The sequence below is a fragment of the Mesorhizobium sp. M7A.F.Ca.CA.002.04.1.1 genome (assembly GCF_004022805.1).
Lineage (GTDB): Bacteria > Pseudomonadota > Alphaproteobacteria > Rhizobiales > Rhizobiaceae > Mesorhizobium > Mesorhizobium ciceri.
This window is the reverse complement of sequence record NZ_RZPL01000692.1, coordinates 1-3,002: the sequence shown is the minus strand read 5'-3', so window position 1 is coordinate 3,002 and position 3,002 is coordinate 1. Positions and strand designations below refer to the sequence as shown.

Here is a 3,002-nt window from a genome sequence, read left to right as displayed (position 1 = left end):
GACCATCCGCTTTTTGCCGGCATTGAGGGCGAATGGCCGCTGCTGCTCGGCGCCAACGAGGTCGTCGCCCGCGATCGCGACGATGTCGAGGTTCTGGCGCGGCTGCCGCAGGACCAGGGCGGCCATCCCCTGCTGGTCACCGGGCGTCACGGCGAAGGGCGCACGCTGGTCTGGACGTCGGACATCGGACCGCACTGGCTGCCGAACAGTTTTGTCGAATGGCCCGGCTATGCGCGGCTTTGGACCAACGTGCTCCGCTGGGTCAGCAACGCCGTTTGATGATGTCGCCCCAAAGTGCGTTTTTGAGGCAACGACATGTATGAGAACAAAGGTTTGAAGCCGATCAGCATCACCGGGAACGGCGAGCTCGGCCGTTGCCGCCTTCGCCTCACGGTCGTTCACGGCGGATCGGTGTTGCAGTTTCCGGCAACCTGGCTGACCGCTTCGCCGAACCCGGCGAGGTCGAAATCGGCCTCGCCGCGCCCCGCCAGCAGCCCGAACCGCCACGAAAGCTGGAGCCGGTTCGCGGCGACAAGGCGCCTGATGCCATCGGCGCCATCGCGCACCAGCATCCGGCCGCGCGGCCCGACCGACCAGCTTTCGTCGAACTTGCTCTCCTGATCGACCGTAATCGACATGGTGATCTTGCGGCTGGCCGAAACAGCGTCGTTCAGTTGCAGCCATTCAGTCCAATGCGGCTCGCCGTTTGCCCGGCAGGCAATCGTCAGGATCGGGCTGTAGCTCAAGGCACCGCCGCCGGTGATCAGCTTGTTGGTGGCGTAGAGCGAGGCCGTCACGAGGCCGTCTTCACTCGTGCCGAAGCGCCAGTTGTCAGGCACCGTGCCGGCCTGGGCAATGCCGCAGACCGAGATAAGGATCAGCGCGATTGCCGAAGCGTGTCCCAATTCGACGAACAGTCTCAACACGCCCTCCAACAACCAAGCGGCTTGCAATAGAAGCGCAGATAATGATCAAAGCTTGGTCGCCACAGGCCGTCGCTCGCGAAGCATGGCGGCTGTTGCAGTTTGGCAACGAAAAAGGCCGCCTCGAGGGCGGCCTTCCTGTTTCAGCGGAGCGCTGGTGTTATTCGGCGGCCTTCTTCTTCGGCGCGGCCTTCTTCTTGGGCTCTTCCGCGTCGTCGGCCGTCTTGGCGTCGGCCTTCTTGGCGGCGGCTTTCTTCGCCGGCTTCGCCTTGACGGCGGTCTCGTCCTCTTCGTCGTCGGCCATCAGCTCTTCCTTGCTGACCTTGACGTCGGTGACCGAAATCTGACCGAGCAGATGGTCGACCACCTTTTCCTCGAACATCGGCGCCCGCAGCGTGTTCAACGCTTCCGGGTTGTTGCGGTAGAACTCGAAGACTTCCTGCTGCTGGTTTCCTGGATAGCGCCGCACCTGCTCGAACAGGCCGCGCTGCAGCTCTTCGTCCGATACGGTCACGCCGGCCTTCTCGCCGATTTCAGCCAGCACCAGCCCGAGGCGCACGCGGCGCTCGGCAAGCCGCAGATACTCGGCGCGCGCCTCTTCTTCCGTCGTCTCTTCGTCGGCGAAGGTGCGTCCGGCTGCTTCCAGATCACGATTGACCTGCGCCCAGATGTTGTTGAACTCGGCGTCGACGAGCTTCGACGGCGCCTCGAACGAATAAGCCGCGTCGAGCTGGTCGAGCAGCTGGCGCTTGACCTTCTGGCGCGTCATGGCGCCGAACTGGTTCTCGATCTGGCCGCGCACGACGTCGCGCAGGCGCTCCAGCGACTCCAGGCCGAGGTTCTTGGCGGTCTCGTCGTTGATTTCCAGCGCGCCGGGCTGGGACACTTCCTTGACCGTGACATCGAAGGTCGCTTCCTTGCCGGCCAGATGCGCCGCCTGGTAGTTTTCCGGGAAAGTCACGGTGACCTGCTTTTCGTCGCCGGCCTTGGCGCCGACAAGCTGATCCTCGAAGCCGGGGATGAATTCCTTCGAGCCTAGCACCAGCGGCTGATCGGTGCCGGCGCCGCCATTGAAGGCCTCGCCGTCGATCTTGCCGACATAGTCGATGGTGACACGGTCGCCATTGGCGGCCTTGCCGGTCTTCGGCTCGTAGCTGCGCGCCGATTCGGCAACGCGCTGGACCTGCTCGTCGATCTCGGCATCAGGCACGTCGAACACCTGGCGCGTCACCTTGATGTCGGAAAAGTCCTTGATCTCGATCGCCGGGATGATCTCGTAGTTGAGGCGGAATTCGAAGTCGGCGCCGCCGGCCAGGATCTTCTCGGCTTCCTTCTCGTCCTCGGTCATGATGACTTCAGGCTGCATGGCAGCCTTTTCACCACGCCCGGTAATGATCGAACGAGTCGAATCGTTGAGGATTTCGTTGACCACTTCGGCCATGAACGACTTGCCGTAGACCTTGCGCAGGTGCTGCACCGGCACCTTGCCTGGACGGAAGCCGTTGATGCGGACCTTGTTGCGGGCATCCGAAAGCCGCGCCATCAGCTTGGCTTCCATGTCACCGGCCGGCACGGTGATCTTGATCTCTCGCTTGAGACCGGAGTTGAGCGTTTCGGTGACCTGCATCGTAAAACCTTTGTTTTCACCAATGAGACTGCCACGGCCTCTGCCGTTCACAGCCTGCCGGTATATTCTTGCCGGGAATGGCTTTTGGTACGGAACCTGGCGATTTGACCGAAAACCCGGCTCAAACTCTCCCAAACTGCGTTCCAAAATGTGAATAAGTTCTTGTTTTTCCTACTTCTTATCACATTCTGCAGAAGCGGATCGTCGCGTCCCGTCACATTTGACACGCCTTTTGTCACAGGCGAGGCCAATTTTCAACAGTCTTCGCATCCCAGCGATAACCAGCATTCGGGGCCTGCCCCACATCTTGTCGCTGGGCCACATCTTGTCTCTGACATTGACAGAATGATGGCCACATGGGATTGCCGGTCCATGCGGATGTGGCGGAACTGGTAGACGCCCTGGATTTAGGTTCCAGTGCCGAAAGGCGTGGGGGTTCGAGTCCCTTCATC

General features: G+C 61.5%; 3 protein-coding genes. 1 reads left to right on the top strand and 2 read right to left on the bottom strand.

Annotated features, from left to right (window positions below; all coding sequences use genetic code 11):
- On the top strand, positions 1–279 hold a 279-nt coding region (locus tag ENZ75_RS26890; RefSeq protein ID WP_245481253.1), incomplete at its 5' end, for a glutamine amidotransferase.
- 119 nt (positions 280–398) lie between these two features.
- Here the strand turns inward: ENZ75_RS26890 and ENZ75_RS26885 are convergent.
- Both ENZ75_RS26885 and tig read right to left on the bottom strand, forming a co-directional pair.
- Entirely contained in the window at positions 399–926 is a 528-nt protein-coding gene (locus ENZ75_RS26885; protein ID WP_244506953.1) for a hypothetical protein, read from the bottom strand.
- Between the two features lie 157 nt (positions 927–1,083).
- On the bottom strand, positions 1,084–2,550 hold the full coding sequence (tig, locus tag ENZ75_RS26880; protein WP_013532009.1) for a trigger factor: 1,467 nt from the start codon (positions 2,548–2,550) through the stop codon (positions 1,084–1,086).
- Positions 2,551–3,002: the final 452 nt, after the last annotated feature.

Excerpts from the sequence above, each read along its gene's own strand:
- tig (WP_013532009.1), bottom strand. The coding sequence starts at position 2,550 with ATGCAGGTCACCGAAACGCTCAACTCCGGTCTCAAGCGAGAGATCAAG.